Annotated in this window: 16 protein-coding genes; 12 read left to right on the plus strand and 4 right to left on the minus strand. The window is 54.9% G+C overall.

All coding sequences use genetic code 11. The features are described 5' to 3' along the window. Positions 1-9: 9 nt before the first annotated feature. Both malF and malE read right to left on the minus strand, forming a co-directional pair. Positions 10-1,554 (minus strand): maltose ABC transporter permease MalF, encoded by a 1,545-nt coding sequence (gene malF, locus ABOC97_RS20560; RefSeq protein WP_349601347.1) that lies wholly within the window; start codon positions 1,552-1,554, stop codon positions 10-12. A 121-nt stretch (positions 1,555-1,675) separates the two neighbouring features. Continuing rightward, the gene (malE, locus tag ABOC97_RS20565; RefSeq protein ID WP_234502136.1) at positions 1,676-2,866 is read right to left on the minus strand and encodes a maltose/maltodextrin ABC transporter substrate-binding protein MalE; all 1,191 of its coding nucleotides are present in this window, start codon (positions 2,864-2,866) and stop codon (positions 1,676-1,678) included. Between the two features lie 371 nt (positions 2,867-3,237). Between malE and malK the strand changes: the two genes are divergently transcribed. From malK to ubiA, 5 genes are all read left to right on the plus strand, one after another. Next, entirely contained in the window at positions 3,238-4,347 is a 1,110-nt protein-coding gene (malK, locus tag ABOC97_RS20570) for a maltose/maltodextrin ABC transporter ATP-binding protein MalK (RefSeq protein ID WP_234502135.1), read from the plus strand. 102 nt (positions 4,348-4,449) lie between these two features. Next, positions 4,450-5,811, plus strand: a complete 1,362-nt coding sequence (locus ABOC97_RS20575; protein ID WP_349601350.1) for a maltoporin — start codon at positions 4,450-4,452, stop codon at positions 5,809-5,811. A gap of 113 nt (positions 5,812-5,924) precedes the next feature. Continuing rightward, on the plus strand, positions 5,925-6,863 hold the full coding sequence (gene malM, locus ABOC97_RS20580) for a maltose operon protein MalM (RefSeq protein WP_349601352.1): 939 nt from the start codon (positions 5,925-5,927) through the stop codon (positions 6,861-6,863). A 327-nt stretch (positions 6,864-7,190) separates the two neighbouring features. Beyond that, on the plus strand, positions 7,191-7,688 hold the full coding sequence (ubiC, locus tag ABOC97_RS20585; protein WP_349601354.1) for a chorismate lyase: 498 nt from the start codon (positions 7,191-7,193) through the stop codon (positions 7,686-7,688). A 14-nt stretch (positions 7,689-7,702) separates the two neighbouring features. After that, positions 7,703-8,575: a 4-hydroxybenzoate octaprenyltransferase gene (gene ubiA, locus ABOC97_RS20590; RefSeq protein ID WP_349601356.1), complete on the plus strand. Its 873-nt coding sequence runs from the start codon at positions 7,703-7,705 to the stop codon at positions 8,573-8,575. Positions 8,576-8,680: 105 nt separating this feature from the next. Here ubiA and plsB read toward each other — a convergent pair whose 3' ends face one another. Next, positions 8,681-11,122 carry a glycerol-3-phosphate 1-O-acyltransferase PlsB gene (gene plsB / locus ABOC97_RS20595; RefSeq protein WP_349601357.1) on the minus strand — a complete coding sequence of 814 codons (2,442 nt, stop codon included), beginning with the start codon at positions 11,120-11,122 and terminating at the stop codon, positions 8,681-8,683. A gap of 185 nt (positions 11,123-11,307) precedes the next feature. Here plsB and ABOC97_RS20600 point away from each other — a divergent pair, with 185 nt between their 5' ends. From ABOC97_RS20600 to ABOC97_RS20615, 4 genes are all read left to right on the plus strand, one after another. Next, the gene (locus ABOC97_RS20600; protein ID WP_234502129.1) at positions 11,308-11,676 is read left to right on the plus strand and encodes a diacylglycerol kinase; all 369 of its coding nucleotides are present in this window, start codon (positions 11,308-11,310) and stop codon (positions 11,674-11,676) included. Positions 11,677-11,775: 99 nt separating this feature from the next. Further along, complete coding sequence (lexA, locus tag ABOC97_RS20605; protein WP_234502128.1) at positions 11,776-12,384, plus strand: transcriptional repressor LexA; 609 nt, start codon at positions 11,776-11,778, stop codon at positions 12,382-12,384. Positions 12,385-12,452: 68 nt separating this feature from the next. After that, on the plus strand, positions 12,453-13,772 hold the full coding sequence (gene dinF / locus ABOC97_RS20610) for an MATE family efflux transporter DinF (protein ID WP_234502127.1): 1,320 nt from the start codon (positions 12,453-12,455) through the stop codon (positions 13,770-13,772). Between the two features lie 136 nt (positions 13,773-13,908). Continuing rightward, the gene (locus ABOC97_RS20615) at positions 13,909-14,118 is read left to right on the plus strand and encodes a CsbD family protein (RefSeq protein ID WP_234502158.1); all 210 of its coding nucleotides are present in this window, start codon (positions 13,909-13,911) and stop codon (positions 14,116-14,118) included. 47 nt (positions 14,119-14,165) lie between these two features. On the opposite strand, the gene zur is transcribed toward ABOC97_RS20615, so the two are convergent. Next, entirely contained in the window at positions 14,166-14,681 is a 516-nt protein-coding gene (zur, locus tag ABOC97_RS20620) for a zinc uptake transcriptional repressor Zur (RefSeq protein ID WP_052281831.1), read from the minus strand. A 126-nt stretch (positions 14,682-14,807) separates the two neighbouring features. On the opposite strand from zur, the gene ABOC97_RS20625 reads away from it, so the two are divergent. From ABOC97_RS20625 to dusA, 3 genes are all read left to right on the plus strand, one after another. Further along, the gene (locus tag ABOC97_RS20625; RefSeq protein WP_349601361.1) at positions 14,808-15,296 is read left to right on the plus strand and encodes a cupin domain-containing protein; all 489 of its coding nucleotides are present in this window, start codon (positions 14,808-14,810) and stop codon (positions 15,294-15,296) included. Between the two features lie 173 nt (positions 15,297-15,469). Beyond that, positions 15,470-16,717, plus strand: coding sequence for a conjugal transfer protein TraF (locus ABOC97_RS20630; protein ID WP_349601363.1), 1,248 nt, complete (start codon positions 15,470-15,472; stop codon positions 16,715-16,717). Positions 16,718-16,885: 168 nt separating this feature from the next. Then, the gene (gene dusA / locus ABOC97_RS20635; RefSeq protein ID WP_234502124.1) at positions 16,886-17,884 is read left to right on the plus strand and encodes a tRNA dihydrouridine(20/20a) synthase DusA; all 999 of its coding nucleotides are present in this window, start codon (positions 16,886-16,888) and stop codon (positions 17,882-17,884) included. The last annotated feature ends 64 nt before the right edge of the window (positions 17,885-17,948 follow it).

Below are 17,948 nucleotides of genomic sequence, written 5' to 3' on the forward strand. Positions count from 1 at the left end.
TTGTCTCCCTTAATCAAACTTCATACGAGTGGCTTTCAGGTTCACTATCGCGAGCGCCCCCACCAGCAGGAAGATAAGCGTTGCAATCGCTGCTGCCAGACCGAAGTCCTGACCGCCGCCGCCTTCAAAGGCGATACGGTAGGTGTAGCTAACCAGCAGGTCGGTATAGCCAGCCGGCGTGGTGGTGCCGAGACGGTCAGGCCCCCCGTTGGTCAACAGCTGAATCAGCACGAAGTTGTTAAAGTTAAAGGCGAAGCTGGCGATCATCAGCGGCGTCAGCGGCTTAATCAACAGCGGGAACGTAATCTTAAAGAAGTTCTGGAACGGCCCGGCGCCATCCATTGCCGATGCTTCGTACAGGTCGTCCGGAATCGCTTTCAGCAGGCCCATGCACAGGATCATCATGTACGGATAGCCAAGCCAGGTGTTGACGATAACAATCATCGAACGGGCGGTGGTTGGGTCGCTGAACCAGGCCGGTTTGATACCGAACAGCGCGCTCAGCATCATGTTGATTTCACCAAAGCTCTGGTTGAACAGCCCTTTGAAAATCAGAATCGAGATAAACGACGGCACGGCATACGGCAGAATCAGCAGCACGCGGTAGATGGCTTTGCCTTTCAGCGATTCCCACTGGACGACGCAGGCCAGAATCATGCCGACCGCCACGGTTAGTACCACCGTCAGAACCGAGAAGACCACCGTCCAGACGAAGATTTCGAAGAACGGCTTCTTGATACCTTCATCGGTAAAGACGCGGGTGAAGTTGTCCCAGCCGATGCTGACGGTGTAGCCCGGGCTCAGTTTTTCACTGCCCCAGCTACCGTCGGCGTTGATGGTCTGGTAGTAGCCAATATCGCCGTTAGGACGGTATTTGACGCCGCTTTGGTTGTTGGTCAGCAGGCCATCATGGGCCAGCGTATAGAGCGGCTGGGTGCCAGAGAACTGGCGCAGCGAGCTCATGGTGACTTTGCTTTCATCCGGCAGAACCGCCGTCAGCTGGTTTAGCGCCTGACGATTCTGGGTGATGATGCGTAATGCCGCGCGTTCGCCGGTTGGCAGGGCGTCGGTTTCTTTGAGCTGCAGTTTTTGCTCGCCGCCAAATTTAAAGGCGTCGGAGAGATAGTTTTTACCACTTTCGCCGTCGGTGAGGGCCAGCTGCCACTCATCGCCCGCAGGATACAGGCCAAAGTTGTAGGTTTTACCTGCCTGATAGGAACGGTCCATCAGAACTTCCTGGGCGCGTTCGAAGGTCAGTTGGTTGGTGCTGCTGTAGTTGGTAAAGGCAATGGCGATAGTACAAATCAGAGGGAACAGGACGAACAGTCCCATCCCGGCCACGCCTGGGTAAACATAGCGCCATGCGTAGGTTTTACGATTGGCGAAAATATACAGGCCCGCTGAACTTAAAATCAGCGTCATGATGGCGAACAGATATTCCCCTTGTGCATACATTAAAACAACAAGGTAAGCCACCAGTAGGCCAAGCAGACCAATCACTGACCATTTCAGCGTGTCGCTTTGCCACCAATGTTTCTTTTTAATGACATCCATGGGGATCTTCCTCTACAACGATTGTTCTTTTCTCCCTCTCCAGGGGAGAGAGCCGGGGTGCGGGGGATTTTCAACGCCCCCTCACCCTAACCCTCTCCCTAGGGGAGAGGGGATAAAAGCATTACTTGGTGATACGACCCTGTGCATCTTTCAGCGCGGCATCTACGGTCTGACGGCCGCTTGCTGCGTTGATGACTGCGGTACGAACGGCATACCAGAATGCGGACATCTGTGGGATGTTCGGCATGATTTCGCCTTTCTGGGCGTTATCCATGGTGGCCGCAATACGTGGGTCTTTCGCTAACTGATCCTGGAAGGATTTCAGTGCTACAGCGCCCAGCGGTTTGTCCTTGTTCACTTCATCCAGACCCTGATCGGTCAGCAGGTAGTTTTCGAGGAACTCTTTCGCCAGCTCTTTATTCGGGCTAGCGGCGTTGATACCGGCGCTCAGTACGCCTACGAACGGTTTAGATGCCTTGCCTTTGAAGGTTGGCAGCAGCGTTACGCCGTAGTTCACCTTGCTCTTATCGATGTTGGACCACGCCCACGGACCGTTGATGGTCATCGCGGTATCGCCTTTGTTAAAGGCAGCTTCGGCGATGGAGTAATCGGTATCCGCGTTCATGTGTTTGTTTTTGATCAGGTCAACCAGGAAGGTCAGACCCGCTTTCGCGCCAGCGCTGTCCACGCCCACGTCTTTCACGTCGTACTTACCGTTTTCAAACTTGAAGGCGTAACCACCGTCAGCGGCAATCAGCGGCCAGGTGAAGTACGGTTCTTGCAGGTTGAACATCAGCGCCGACTTGCCTTTCGCCTTCAGGGTTTTATCCAGCGCAGGAATTTCTTCCCAGGTTTTCGGCGGGTTAGGGACGAGGTCTTTGTTGTAAATCAGCGACAGTGCTTCCACCGCGATTGGATAAGCAATCAGCTTGCCGTTGTAGCGAACCGCATCCCAGGTGAACGGGTAGAGCTTGTCCTGGAACGCTTTGTCCGGGGTGATTTCAGCCAGCAGGCCAGACTGTGCGTAGCCACCAAAACGGTCGTGCGCCCAGAAAATAATATCCGGGCCATCGCCAGTGGCGGCAACCTGCGGGAATTTTTCTTCCAGCTTGTCCGGGTGTTCGATGGTGACTTTAATGCCGGTGTCTTTCTCGAATTTCTTACCTACCTCGGCAAGACCGTTATAGCCTTTGTCGCCGTTAATCCAGATAACCAGTTTTCCCTCTTCAATTTTTGCCAGGGCAGAGGCGGAAAACATCATCGTGGTCAATGCGGACAGCGCGAGGATGCGAGCGCCAGTTTTGATTTTCATATATCCCGTCCTTTTTTGGTGATGTACTCGTGGATACACAGAGGTGGTTTAACGTCGATGAGTTTCCTTTTTTAGCAACCCCTTTCCATCCTCCTGGAGTCTACGCCCTCGGGGTTAATAGTGTGATCCTGGTAACAAAATCCCCGGTTATGAGTCCCAGCGCACAAAAAAATGCGCCGTTTTTTGCAAGCCCCATCACGATCTTCATCCCGACGAGATGTTATCGGGGGCAGAGCATGCCTTCTCATCCTCCCGCCTCCTCCCCCATAAAAAACCGGGGGGGTGGAGGATTCACCAAAATAATGGCTGTTGCATAGTCAGGCCATCTTGATTGTGTCTTTTGGTGACAGGTTGTAACGAGGGAGAAGGGCATGGCGAACGTACAGCTACGCAATGTAACGAAAGCCTGGGGCGATGTGGTGGTATCGAAAGATATCAACCTCGATATCCAGGAAGGGGAATTCGTGGTGTTTGTCGGGCCATCGGGCTGCGGTAAATCAACCCTGCTGCGTATGATCGCGGGCCTCGAAACCATCACCAGCGGCGATCTGATGATCGGTGGAACCCGCATGAACGATATCCCGCCCGCCGAGCGTGGCGTGGGCATGGTCTTCCAGTCCTATGCGCTGTATCCCCATCTTTCCGTCGCTGAAAACATGTCCTTTGGCCTGAAGCTGGCTGGTGCCAAAAAAGAAGTTATCAACCAGCGTGTGACTCAGGTTGCTGAAGTCCTGCAGTTGGCCCATCTGCTGGAACGTAAACCGAAAGCCCTTTCCGGCGGTCAGCGTCAGCGTGTCGCTATTGGCCGTACGCTGGTGGCAGAACCTCGCGTATTCCTGCTCGATGAACCGCTTTCTAACCTGGATGCCGCACTGCGCGTTCAGATGCGTATTGAAATTTCCCGTCTGCACAAACGCCTTGGCCGCACGATGATTTACGTCACCCACGACCAGGTCGAAGCCATGACCCTGGCCGACAAAATCGTGGTGCTGGATGCGGGGCGAGTAGCCCAGGTGGGTAAACCGCTGGAGCTGTATCACTATCCGGCTGACCGTTTTGTCGCGGGCTTTATCGGCTCGCCGAAGATGAACTTCCTGCCGGTCAAAGTCACGGCGACTGCCATTGAGCAGGTACAGGTTGAACTGCCAAACCGCCAGCAAATCTGGCTACCGGTGGAGAGCAACAACGTCACCGTGGGAACCAACATGTCGCTGGGTATCCGCCCTGAACATCTGCTGCCTAGCCACATCGCTGATGTGACGCTGGAAGGCGTGGTGAATGTTGTTGAACAGCTTGGTCACGAAACACAAATTCATATCCAGATCCCCGCCATTCGTCAAAACCTGGTGTACCGCCAGAACGACGTGGTGTTGGTAGAAGAGGGTGCCACATTCGCCATCGGTTTGCCGCCAGAGCGTTGTCATCTGTTCCGTGAAGATGGCACCGCATGTCGTCGGCTGCATAAAGAACCCGGCGTTTAAGAGTCCCATAACAAAACAAGCATGAAGCCCTTACACCGCCAGCGATAAGGCGTTACCGGGTCGAATGTTAAAGAAAAGCAATGATCTCAGGAGATAGAATAGATGATTACTCTGCGCAAACTCCCCGTGGCGGTTGCCGTAGCAGCAGGCATTATGTCTGCTCAGGCAATGGCCGTAGATTTTCATGGCTACGCACGTTCAGGCATTGGCTGGACGGGTAGCGGTGGCGAACAACAGTGTTTCCAGGCAACCGGTGCCGGCAGTAAATACCGTCTCGGTAACGAATGTGAAACCTACGCTGAACTTAAATTAGGTCAGGAAGTGTGGAAAGAGGGCGATAAGAGCTTCTATTTTGACACTAACGTGGCTTACTCCGTTGCCCAGCAGAATGACTGGGAAGGTACCGACCCAGCGTTCCGTGAAGCGAACGTACAGGGTAAAAACCTGATTGAATGGCTGCCAGGCTCCACCATCTGGGCCGGTAAGCGCTTCTACCAGCGTCATGACGTTCACATGATCGACTTCTACTACTGGGATATTTCTGGTCCTGGTGCAGGTATCGAAAACGTCGATCTGGGCTTCGGTAAACTGTCTCTGGCAGCGACCCGTTCTCAGGAAGCTGGCGGCTCTTATGCTTTCAGCAGCCAGAATATTTATGACAGAACTAAAGACACCGCCAACGACGTATTTGACGTACGTTTAGCGGGCCTGCAAACCAACCCGGACGGCGTTCTGGAGCTGGGCGTTGACTACGGTCGTGCAAATACGACGGATGACTATAGCCTGGCAAACGGTGCTTCTAAAGATGGCTGGATGTTCACCGCTGAACACACCCAGAGCATGCTGAAAGGCTACAACAAGTTTGTGGTGCAGTACGCAACCGACTCTATGACCACTCAGGGTAAAGGTCTGAGCCAGGGTAGCTATGGTTCTTCCACCACTACCATTGAAGATCCAGTCACTGGTGTTAAAACCAACTACGCAAATAACGTTGTAAACAACAACGGTAGCCTCGTGCGTATTTTGGACCACGGCGCAATCTCTCTGGGCGACAAGTGGGACCTGATGTACGTCGGTATGTACCAGAATATCGACATGGATAATAACCTGGGTACCGAATGGTATACCGTGGGTATTCGTCCAATGTACAAATGGACGCCAATCATGAGCACCCTGCTGGAAGTCGGTTACGACAACGTGAAATCTCAGCAGACTGGCGACCGCAACAACCAGTACAAAATCACCCTGGCACAACAATGGCAGGCGGGCGACAGCATCTGGTCTCGTCCAGCAATCCGTGTCTTCGCAACCTATGCGAAGTGGGATGAAAACTGGGGCTATGCGAAAAACAGCAACGGCGATGCAACTCGCTATGCAGTAGCTAGCAACTCCAGCACTTCAAACACCAGCCGTGGCGATAGCGATGAGTTCTCCTTCGGTGCACAGATGGAAATCTGGTGGTAATTCAGCACTAACCTGATGTAACAACCGACGAGGGGCGCAAGCCCCTCTGTTTCTAAGGTTTAGCGCGCTATTGCCTGGCCACCGCTAGACTGACGATTTCTGAGGTCATCATAATGAAAATGAAAAAAAGTCTCGTTGCTCTGTGCTTATCCGCTGGATTGCTGGCGAGCGTCCCGGGCATCAGCCTCGCTGACGTCAACTATGTGCCGCAAAATACCAGCGCTGCGCCAACCATTCCAACCAGCGACCTGCAGCAGCTGACCTGGACGCCGGTCGATCAATCTAAAGTGCAGTCCACGCAGATTGCCGTGGGCGGGCAAACGCTTAACGTACCGGGAATCACCGGTAAAGTGGTCGCCTACAGCGTTCCGGCCAATATTGGCGAGCTGACACTGACCCTGACCAGCGAAGTGAACAAACAAACTAACGTCTTTGCGCCGAATGTGTTGATTCTTGACCAGAATATGACTCCTTCGGCCTACTTCCCAAGCAGCTACTTTACCTACCAGGCACCGGGCGTGATGAGCGCTGACCGTCTGGAAGGCGAAATGCGCCTGACGCCGGCGCTGGGCCAGCAAAAACTCTACGTGCTGGTCTTCACCACGGAAAAAGATCTCCAGCAGACCACCACGCTGTTGGATCCGGCGAAAGCCTATGCCAAAGGTATCGGCAACGCGGTGCCGGATATTCCTGATCCGGTGGCGAAACACACCACCGATGGCCTGGTGAAGCTGAAGGTGAAAACCAACAGCAGCTCCAGCGTACTGGTTGGCCCGCTGTTTGGTTCTTCCGGCCCGGCACCGGTAACCGTGGGTAATACTGCTGCACCAGCCTACGCAGCGCCTGTTGCCGCGCCGGTGGCAGCTCCAGCTCCGGCGGCGAAAGCCGAGCCGATGCTCAATGATACGGAAAGCTACTTCAATAACGGTATTAAACAGGCCGTGGCGAAAGGGGATATCGACAAGGCCCTGAAGCTGATGAATGAAGCCGAACGCCTGGGCTCCAAATCTGCTCGTTCCACCTTTATCGGCGCTGTAAAAGGCAAGGGGTAAGTTCTCCCCACAGCGTCGATGTTTAGGCGAAGCCTTTCGGTGTGCCCTTAGGGGCGCACCTTTTTTATACGCTTCATTCTTCAAGCTGCCTCTGAGTTGGCTGCACTCACTCACCCCAGTCACGTACTTATGTGCGCTCCTGGGGATTTGCTCCTTTGCCGCGTTACTCAGAGCGTGTTCTTGTCCAGCTTGAATGATTTTGCGTCTACTGCACAATGCTGTCTGTTGCGTTGCTGTTGCGCTAATGATCGCATTTGGCCATTCCTGCACCCCTCTCGCGCCTTTCTGCGATACAATGGCCCAACGCTATGTATTGGAGAGACAGGCATGTCGCACTCTGCACTGACGCAGTTGCGTGCTTTGCACTATTTTGACGTCGTTCCCCCGCTGGAACCGGCTCAGCGCGACTGGCTGATGCTGGAAGACTCGATGACCAAACGGTTCGAACAGTACGGGAAACCCGTTAGCGTTACGCTATTAAACGAAGAATTTATCTGTCGCGATGCGCTGGTCGATGAACAGCACTTGCTTGCGGATGAACCTCGCTATTGGCTGCGAGAAATATTATTGTGCGTCGGGGGGGAGCCGTGGCTTGCCGGGCGTACCGTGGTGCCGGAATCGACCCTATGCGGGCCTGAGCTGGCGCTACAGCAACTGGGGCAGACGCCGTTGGGCCGGTATCTGTTTACATCCTCCCAGTTGACCCGCGATTTTATCGAAATTGGCCGTCATGATGCGCTGTGGGGGCGTCGTTCCCGCCTCCGCTTGAGTGGAAAACCGCTGCTGCTGACAGAGCTGTTTTTACCGGCATCGCCGTTGTACTAAGAGGAAGAAGAAAAATGGAGAGGAGTCTTAGGCCGAACAAGCTGCTGGCTTATCATCAGCTGATGCGCACGGACAAACCGATCGGCGCGCTGCTGCTGCTGTGGCCAACCCTATGGGCGCTTTGGGTCGCGGCACCGGGCGTGCCGCCGCTGTGGATCCTGGCGGTGTTCGTTGCCGGCGTCTGGCTGATGCGTGCCGCAGGCTGTGTGGTGAATGACTACGCGGATCGCAAATTTGATGGCCATGTAAAACGCACGGCCAACCGTCCGCTGCCGAGCGGTGCCGTTAGTGAGAAAGAGGCGCGGATCCTGTTCGCCGTGCTGGTGCTGCTGTCATTCCTGCTGGTGCTGACGCTCAATACCATGACTATCCTGCTGTCGGTTGCCGGTCTGGCGCTGGCCTGGGTTTATCCGTTTATGAAGCGTTATACCCATCTGCCACAGGTGGTGCTGGGGGCGGCGTTTGGCTGGTCGATTCCGATGGCGTTCGCGGCGGTCAGTGAATCGCTGCCGCTCAGCTGCTGGCTGATGCTGCTGGCGAATATCCTGTGGGCGGTGGCCTACGATACTCAGTACGCGATGGTTGACCGCGATGATGACGTGAAAATCGGTATCAAATCGACGGCGATTTTGTTCGGTGAAAACGACCGCTTAATTATTGGTATTCTGCAGGCATGCGTGCTGGTGCTGATGGCGGTAATTGGCTGGCTGAACGGGCTGCACTGGGAGTTCTACTGGTCAATCCTGATTGCCGGGGCGCTGTTTGTCTATCAACAAAAGCTGATCCGCAACCGCGAGCGCGGACCCTGCTTCCAGGCATTCCTCAATAATAACTACGTCGGTCTGGTGCTGTTTATTGGGCTGGCGATGAGTTACTGGCAGTTCTGATGCAATAAAAAAAGCCGGATAATTATCCGGCTTTTTTGTGGCGGGGGCGCTACGCTTGCCCGCCCTACGAATCATCGACCTGTAGGTCTGATAAGCGAAGCGCTATCAGGCGTCTTTCGGCGCGGGTTCTTCGTCTTGCGTCACGCTTTCAATCGTCAAGCGCACGTCCGAGGTAATAAGGCTTGCCATCATCTGGTAAACCTTCATCGTCTCTTCTGGTTCGGCGTCGCCGCTGTCGCTGATATAGCCTTCATCGCGCAGGGTTAACACCAGCGATGAGAACACCGCCTTATCGAAGAACTCCGGCGAGTTGATACCGTGCAGCACGGACAGACGTTGCGCCAGCGTACGGCTCTCTTTCTCCAGCGTGCTGCGGTTCATCGACGGGTTGCCGCTCAGCAGCCAGAAGGTGATGGCGTAGCGTTGCAGCGTTTCGCGCGCACCGGCCGCCAGCAGTTGCAGCGTACGGGAGTGCGAGGCGTTGATGCGCAGTTCATCGCCGCTTACGGTAATCAGCTCCTGACGTTCCATCTCGGCAATCAGCGTATCGATAACCGTCGGCAGCTCCTCACGCTCCCAGCGCAGGAACAGCTCGGCTTTCAGCATTGGGTACAGAGTATCGATATAGTCCGCAACCTGCCCACGGGTTATCTCCCGATGTTGGGTCATAATCGACGCCAGCAGCGAAGGCATAATCAGCATGTGCGCAATGTTGTTGCGATAGTAGGTCATCAGTACCGCCTGCTCGCGCGGCAGAATGATGATATCGCCGATGGTATCTTTCTCGACTTCGAACTTGTTCATCTGCAGCGCGTGATCGATAAGCTCGCTGGCAGAGGCTTTCGGTGCGGTCGCATCCGGCGCGTATGGCGCGTTACGCATCAGGGCCAGATAACAATCCAGTTGCTGCGTTAACTGCTCACGAGTCAGAGAACGCTGACGTGAAGCCAGCAGCGCGGTACAGCACAGGTTCATGGCGTTGGCCGCACCGGCGTTGTTGATACGCACCATCAGCTCTGCCGCCATTTTATTGACGGTTGGCGTCAGCCAGGCTGGACGTACGGCTTCAATCGGGTCGATAGACTCGCGCCACTCCGGCACGTGGTGGTTCAGGTAGGTCATCAGCGGCATCGGTTCGCCGAAGTTGACGTAGCCCTGACCGAGATTACGCAGCTTGCTCAGACCTTTCAGCATCTGCGGCAGGCTCTCTTTCTCTTTGGTCGCGCCGCGCAATTCTTTCGCGTAGGTGCCCACTTCCATCACGTGCTCGTAGCCAATATAAATTGGCACCAGGGTGATTGGACGGGTACCGCCGCGCAGCATCGCCTGGATGGTCATCGACAATGTGCCGGTTTTCGGATCCAGCAGACGACCGGTACGGGAACGACCGCCTTCCACAAAGTACTCCACGGAGTAACCGCGGCTGAACAACTCGCCGAGGTATTCACGGAATACGGTGGAGTACAGCTTGTTACCCTTAAAGGTACGGCGAATGAAGAACGCGCCCAGGCGACGGAAAATCGGGCCTGCTGGCCAGAAGTTCAGGTTAATACCGGCGGCGATATGCGGCGGCACCAGCCCCTGGTGGTAGAGCACGTAAGAGAGCAACAGATAGTCCATGTGGCTGCGGTGGCAGGGAACATAAACAATCTCGTGCCCGTCGTGCGCCAGTTGGCGTACGCGCTCGGCGTTATTGACGTTAATCCCCTGATACAGACGGTTCCAGGTAAAGCTCAGGATACGGTCGGTCAGGCGGATCATCTCGTAGGAGAAGTTCGCTGCAATCTCTTCCATCAGCGCAATCGCGTTCTGCTGCGCTTTTTCGTGGGAGATTTTTTTGCTACGCGCTTCATCTTCTACTGCTTTGGCAATGGCTTTGGAGGCCAGCAGCTTTTTGAACAGGTCGTGACGGGCAGGCAGACGTGGGCCTACCGCAGCCAAACGCTGGCGAGCGAAGTGCATACGGGCAACGCGGGCCAGCTTCTGGGCGATGGTCTTATCCGTGCCGTGTTCATCGGCCATGCGGCGTAGAGAAACGGACGGAGAGAAACGCACGAAACTATCGCGACCCAGCCAGGAGACGGCGAAGAATTTCTGGAAGCCGTTCAGCATCCGCAATGGCGGATTGACTTCACCTTTCTCGCGACCCGGAGAACGCCCAAACATCACCGACACCGGCACCATTTGCACATCCAAATGTGGATTGCTGCGGTGCAAGTCGAGGTAGTCGTGGAACAGTTTGATCGACTCTTCTTTCGGCGTGTAGTAGGTGAACACGCGCGGGCCGCCGTGAATGAACACGTAGCGCGGCAGCAGAGTGCCGTCGATTTCTAACGGTTCAAGCGGATCGGGCAGGTCGTGCGCAAGGCACTGGGCGCGCAGCGTCAGTAAGTCGGCCTTAGAGTTGTAAGGCAGGACGTACATAATTGGACGTGATGTATCAAGCCCCAATTCCTGGGCAGGTTCTGCCGGAATAGACTTGCTCTTTACCAGAACACTTAATGGTAAATTCAGTAATTTGTAGTAAATTCGTGGCCAGCCGGACATAAACGATGTAAAGCCTCTGGTTAATCATGCAAATGCGCGGCAAGAATATCAGAAAGTCGGCAGAATTTCTGTTCTACCGGTTCTTAATAATACACTAAGTGATTCGCGCGGCGGCAAGGCGGTAAACCCAGCAGCAACGTGAAGTACGCATTGTCATTGACGTCATAACGTAAAAGGTTCTTGAGATGGCCAATAATACCACTGGGCTCACCCGAATTATCAAAGCAGCTGGATATTCCTGGAAAGGATTTCGCGCGGCATGGATCAACGAAGCCGCGTTCCGCCAGGAGGGGGTTGCATCCGTACTGGCAATTATCATTGCCTGCTGGCTGGATGTTGACCCTATCACCCGCGTGCTGCTTATCGGCTCCGTCCTGTTGGTGATGATAGTGGAAATTCTCAATAGTGCACTGGAAGCGGTCGTCGACCGTATTGGCTCTGAGTATCACGAGCTGTCAGGGCGAGCGAAAGATATGGGCTCAGCCGCCGTGTTGCTGTCGATTTTTGTCGCTCTGATCACCTGGGCTATCCTGCTGTGGGCTCATTTCCACTAAAGCTGTGAAAACTGCCTGATTTCCTGCGTTTTATGGTTCCAAAATAGGCACTAGCTGTATATACTCACAGCATAACTGTATATACACCCAGGGGGCGGAATGAAAGCGTTAACGACCAGGCAGCAAGAGGTGTTTGATCTCATCCGGGATCATATCAGCCAGACGGGCATGCCGCCGACGCGTGCGGAAATTGCTCAGCGCTTGGGGTTCCGTTCCCCGAATGCGGCTGAAGAACACCTGAAAGCGCTGGCGCGTAAAGGAGTTCTTGAGATTGTCTCCGGAGCCTCTCGTGGTATCCGCCTGCTGGTGGAAGAAGAAGTGGGCCTACCGCTGATTGGCCGCGTTGCGGCGGGCGAGCCGCTGCTGGCGCAGCAGCACATTGAAGGCCATTACCAGGTCGATCCATCGCTGTTTAAACCGAGTGCCGACTTCCTGCTGCGCGTCAGCGGCATGTCGATGAAAGATATCGGTATTATGGATGGCGATCTGCTCGCGGTGCATAAAACCCAGGATGTGCGTAACGGCCAGGTCGTCGTCGCGCGTATCGATGAAGAAGTGACGGTGAAACGCCTGAAAAAACAGGGTAACGTCGTCGAACTACTGCCGGAAAACAGCGAGTTTTCCCCTATCGTGGTCGATCTGCGTCAGCAGAGTTTCTCCATCGAAGGGCTGGCCGTTGGCGTTATCCGCAACGGCGAGTGGCTGTAACACTCCCTTCTCTCAAATGGCTGTGATACTTCCGTTATCACAGCCTTTTTTCTTTCTGGTTCTCACTCATGCCGCTACTGACTTCCGCCGATAAGGCCCTGTGGCGCCTTGCGCTACCAATGATCTTCTCAAATATCACCGTGCCTCTGCTAGGGTTGGTGGATACCGCCGTGATTGGCCATCTCGACAGCCCGGTCTATCTGGGCGGCGTGGCCATTGGCGCGACCGCAACCAGCTTCCTGTTTATGCTGCTGCTGTTCTTGCGTATGAGCACCACCGGCCTGACGGCGCAGGCGTTTGGCGCCAAAGACCCCCAGGCGCTGGCGCGAGCGCTGGTACAACCGCTGCTGCTGGCGCTGGGTGCCGGTCTGCTGATCATCTTGTTTAAAAATCCGCTGATTCATCTCGCGCTGTCTATCGTTGGCGGCAGCGGCGAAGTGCTGGAGCAGGCGCAGCGTTTTCTCTCCATCCGCTGGCTAAGCGCTCCGGCTTCGCTGGCAAATCTGGTGCTGCTGGGCTGGCTGTTGGGCGTACAGTACGCGCGTGCACCGGTCGTGCTGCTGGTGGTGGGCAACGTACTCAATATCGTCCTCGATCTGTGGCTGGTGATGGGGCTGCATATGAACGTGCAGGGGGCGGCGTTAGCGACGGCCATCGCCGAGTACGCGACCTTGCTGGTCGGTTTAGGGATGGTACGTAAGGTACTGGTAATGCGCGGGATTTCCTGGGCGATGCTGAAAATGGCCTGGCACGGCAACTTCCGGCGTTTGCTGGCGTTGAACCGTGACATCATGCTGCGCTCGCTGTTGCTGCAACTGTGCTTTGGTGCGGTAACCGTTTTTGGTGCTCGTCTTGGCAGCGATATTGTCGCGGTGAATGCCGTGCTGATGACCATGCTTACCTTCACCGCCTACGCGCTGGACGGCTTCGCCTATGCGGTTGAAGCCCATTCTGGTCAGGCCTACGGCGCGCGCGACGGCAGTAAACTACTGGAGGTCTGGCGAGCGGCATGCCGTCAGGCCGGTGTGGTCGCACTGGCGTTCGCGTTGGTTTATGCCGTTTTGGGGGAACATATCGTGGCGCTGCTGACGTCCATTCCCGAGCTACGCGAGCTGGCTGACCGCTACGTTATCTGGCAGATGGTGCTCCCGATAATCGGCGTGTGGTGTTATCTGCTTGATGGCATGTTTATCGGCGCGACGCGCGGCGCGGAGATGCGTAACAGCATGGCCGTTGCGGCGGCGGGATTTGCGCTCACGCTGTTAGCGCTACCGGTGCTTGGCAACCACGGACTGTGGCTGGCGCTTGCCGTCTTCCTGGCGCTTCGCGGTCTGTCGCTGGCGTTTATCTGGCGTCGTCACTGGCGAAACAACAGCTGGTTTGCCTGACGTGATGGTTAAAGATTCCGAATAGTGAATTGATGTCGGAATGACTGACTACAATTAACCTCACGCTTAGCGAAAAAGATGTGTGTTCTGTAGGAACACTTTCGCTATTCACTCACTGACTCCCGAGGATTTGATGATGAATAAAGACGAAGTCGGCGGCAACTGGAAACAGCTTAAAGGCAAAGTGAAAGAGCAATGGGGCAAACTGACCGACGATGATATGACGGTGATCGAAGGGAAACGCGATCAGCTGGTCGGTAAAATTCAGGAGCGCTATGGCTACGCGAAGGATCAGGCCGAAAAAGAGGTCGATAGCTGGGATAAACGTCATAACCACCGCTGGTAAACCCAGCGAGCGCGTACAGGGAAGTACGCTATCCCGCTTAGCGCCTGCTAGCGGGATTTTTTCTTAATTTGAATCGTATGATCGTGCTGGCAGTGCTCATGCGCCTTGCAGGCTTCGACCTCAACGCAGGCTGAGCACAGACCGTGCGCTTCAATCACATTATGCCGCAGGGCAAAACCCATCTTCGCCGCCAGCGCATGCATGATGTCTTCAACCCCTTCCGCACACTCTTCTTTGACCACGCCACAGCGGTCGCAGATAAACATGGCGGAGGTGTGAGTCGGTTGATCAAACAGATGGCACAGCACGTAACTGTTAGCGGATTCGACTTTGTGAACAAAACCCTGCTCGAGCAGAAACTCCAGAGCACGGTATACCGTCGGCGGTTTAGCCTGCGGTTCTTTGACGCGCAGCAGGTCGAGCAGATCGTAGGCGCTGATTGCCCCTTCCTGCAGACTCATCAGGCGCAACACTTCCAGACGTTGAGGAGTCAGGCGCACGCCGCGTTGCGCACACAGCTTTTCAGCCTGCGCTAGCAGTTCTTGCGTAGTGGTCTTATCCATTGGCGTCCTCGGGTTACGGGTGAAACAAACACATACTTTATCATGTTATGCCAGAAACGCCGAGTTTCCACAGGTGTGCTATAGGTGTGTTATAGCAGGTGCACTTCACACTCAGGACGAAAAATAATGAAAAGACCCGATTGCATTCGCCATTGGCATGACATTGAAGGCCCGGACGATTCAACCTATCCCGATAGCGACGAACGCTTTTCCATCGGTGCGCCGCTGGCCCGCGCGCTAGGGCTTCGACACATTGGTATTCACCACGAGCGTTTACCGCCGGGGCGGCGGACGTCCTATCCGCATGCGGAAAGCGATGAAGAAGAGTTTATCTACGTGCTGGAAGGGTACCCGCAGGCGTGGATTAACGGCTATCTGTGGAAACTTCAGCCCGGTGATAGCGTCGGTTTTCCGGCAGGAACCGGGGTTTGTCACACTTTTATTAACAATACGTCGGAAGAGGTGCGCCTGCTGGTGGTCGGGGAGGCGAATAAACGAACCAACCGTATCTATTACCCGTTAAACGCCTCGTATGCCGTCACTCGCGAAGATCGTTGGGTGGATCATCCACCGCAGTTTTTTGGACCGCATGACGGAAAACCTGGGCGAAACTAAATATCTTCTTCTATAAGAAGTTAGAGCGCTTATTAATAATAATAAACCTATCGAAAATTTCATTTCAGGGAATTGGCCATTTTTTGGCCTGTTATTCGCAGCAATAGTTTGTCTCCATCCAGGCGATAACGGATGGGGGGTTGTTCCATAACAGACAATAAGATGGGCAAACTATGAAAAAAAATGAGAAATTTTCTCTGATAGGGATCGCTGTCTCTTTTCTGGTGGCAGCTCCGGCTGAAGCCGCAAATGGCTGGGCGGAGGCCCGGAACGACGCAATGGGGGGTACAGGGGTGGCTTCAGCACACTATGGCAGTGGCGTGTTGATTAACCCGGCATTACTGGCGAAAGCCAAACCTGATGATGATATTACGTTGATCCTACCGACGATTGGGGCGCAGATTTCCGACAAGGATAATTTGCGCACTAAGATCGACGATATTAGCGATGATATACAGGACTACATCAGTTCGTTGAATAATATTAATCTTTCCGACCTTACTAACCCTGGCAGCCCTGGCTATCGGCGCGTTTCTTCGGCGGCCGGCGATTTGGCCGATCAACTTTCGTCGGTTAAGGGAAAGACCGCGCGAACGAAAGCCGGAGCGGGTCTGGCGATTACTATTCCAAACGATGTGCTGGCGGTTGCGTTTGTCGCAAAGGCTGATGCCCGAGCACGGCTCAGTTCCTATATCGACCAAGGTGATATCGATATTCTGCGCGGTATTGAGGCCACGCCAGCCAACGTGTTGAGTGTCAAAGCCCGGGATTTGAAATCAAAAGGTTATGGGCGAGCGGCCATTGTTTCTGACTACGGTGTCGCCATTGCCCGGCAGTTCAATTTTGGCGGTGTGCCGGTATCATTTGGCGTTACGCCAAAACTGCAACAGACCTGGCTCTACAACTACACCGTGTCGATATACAACTTCAGCAGCGATGCTATCAACAGTAGCCGCTATCGTAACGACGATACCGGTTTTAACGTCGACGCAGGGATGACCGCCGATTTTGGTGATAGCTGGACCGTGGGGCTGAGCGGACAGAACCTGTTCTCCCGGGATATCGACACCAAAGAGGTGGCGGGAGTGCGCGATACCTACCAGATTCACCCGTTAGTGACCGCAGGCGTGGCGTGGCACACCGATATGCTGACGTTGAGCGCCGATGGCGATCTGACCGAAACCAAAGGCTTTAAGAGCGAGGAGAGTTCACAGTACGTCGGCGTGGGGGCCGAGATACGTCCACTCGATTGGTTGGCGGTGCGTGCAGGTTATCGTGCGGATGTGAAAAACAACGACAGTAACGTCTTCACCGGCGGCGTTGGTTTTGCGCCGTTCAACCGGGTACACCTCGACCTGATGGGGCTGTACGGGGAAGATCAAACCTGGGGGGCCGGGGCGCAGGTTAGCGTGACGTTCTAGATCGAATACCCTCCCGGCGGTGCTTCGCTTGGCCGGACTACAGGTGTGCACTATCTTGTAGCCCGGCCAAGCGAAGCGCCGCCGGGATCCCCCTTCTAGCATTACGTTTCCGCGCGGGCTTTATGCTATAGTAGCCGCCCCTTTTTTCCGGATGCTTAAATAATCGCCATGTTGTCAGAATCCTCGACCGCTGCTTTCCCTGCTCACCGTTTCTCCATCGCGCCGATGCTCGACTGGACGGATAGACACTGCCGCTATTTTCTGCGCCTGCTGTCGCAGCACACGCTGCTGTATACCGAGATGGTGACTACCGGGGCGATTATTCACGGTAAAGGCGATTATCTGGCCTACAGCGAGGAAGAGCATCCGGTTGCTCTCCAGCTTGGCGGCAGCGATCCGGCTCAACTGGCGCACTGTGCGAAGCTGGCGCAGGAGCGGGGTTATGACGAAATTAACCTCAACGTCGGCTGCCCGTCTGACCGCGTACAGAACGGTATGTTTGGTGCTTGCCTGATGGGTAATGCGCAGCTGGTCGCGGATTGCGTGAAGGCGATGCGCGATGTAGTGTCGATTCCGGTCACGGTCAAAACGCGTATCGGCATTGATGACCAGGACAGCTACGAATTCCTCTGCGATTTTATTGATACGGTTTCCGGGCGCGGCGAGTGCGAGATGTTTATTATCCATGCGCGTAAAGCCTGGCTTTCCGGGCTTAGCCCGAAAGAAAACCGCGAGATCCCACCGCTGGACTACCCGCGCGTTTACCAGCTCAAGCGTGATTTCCCGCATCTGACCATGTCTATCAACGGCGGCATTAAATCGCTGGAAGAGGCCAAAGGGCATCTGGCGCATATGGACGGCGTGATGGTCGGGCGCGAAGCCTATCAGAATCCAGGTATCCTGGCATCGGTGGACCGTGAGATCTTCGGTGCGAGCGATGTCGATGCCGACCCGGTGGCGATCGTCCGCGCGATGTATCCCTACATTGAGCGCGAGCTGAGCAACGGCACCTATCTGGGCCACGTTACTCGCCATATGCTAGGTCTGTTCCAGGGCATTCCGGGCGCACGCCAGTGGCGTCGCTACCTGAGTGAAAATGCGCACAAAGCCGGCGCGGGAATTGACGTGCTGGAACACGCATTAAAGCTGGTTGCCGATAAGCGTTAATTATTTCGCTAAAACCTGGTCAAATTCACCACGCCCCGCACTCTCTTGTGGGGCGTTTTTGTTA

Origin of the sequence: Kluyvera huaxiensis (genome assembly GCF_040149365.1) — a bacterium.
Lineage (GTDB): Bacteria > Pseudomonadota > Gammaproteobacteria > Enterobacterales > Enterobacteriaceae > Kluyvera > Kluyvera intermedia_A.